The organism is Vibrio sp. 10N.222.52.B7, from assembly GCF_041474275.1.
Taxonomy (GTDB): domain Bacteria; phylum Pseudomonadota; class Gammaproteobacteria; order Enterobacterales; family Vibrionaceae; genus Vibrio; species Vibrio crassostreae_C.
This window is the reverse complement of the sequence record NZ_JBFRTU010000797.1, coordinates 1-301: the sequence shown is the minus strand read 5'-3', so window position 1 is coordinate 301 and position 301 is coordinate 1. Positions and strand designations below refer to the sequence as shown.

1 protein-coding gene is annotated in these 301 nt (G+C 39.9%); it reads left to right on the top strand.

Translation table 11 applies throughout. The features are described from left to right. The coding region (locus tag AB4512_RS25355; RefSeq protein WP_372176225.1) for a DUF1090 family protein at positions 1-301 on the top strand (301 nt) is incomplete at both ends.

Genomic DNA, 301 nt, shown 5'->3' with positions numbered 1-301 from the left:
GAAAAGAAGTTCTGTGAGATCGAATATCAGATAAAGAAAGCGGAGCAGTACGATAATCAGTACAAAGTGGAGCGATTAACCACGGCGTTAAAAGCCGCGAAAGAGAACTGCACTAATGAAGGCTTGAAGGATGATCTGCGTGAGAAGATTGAATCCAATGAACAAGATTTAGCTGAATACCAAGCTGACCTAGAAGAAGCAAAAAGAGACGATAGAGCGGATAAGATTCGAAAGTATGAGGGTAAGATCGAAAAAGAACTGCGTAAAATCGATAAATTAAAGCAAGAACTGACTAAGATCC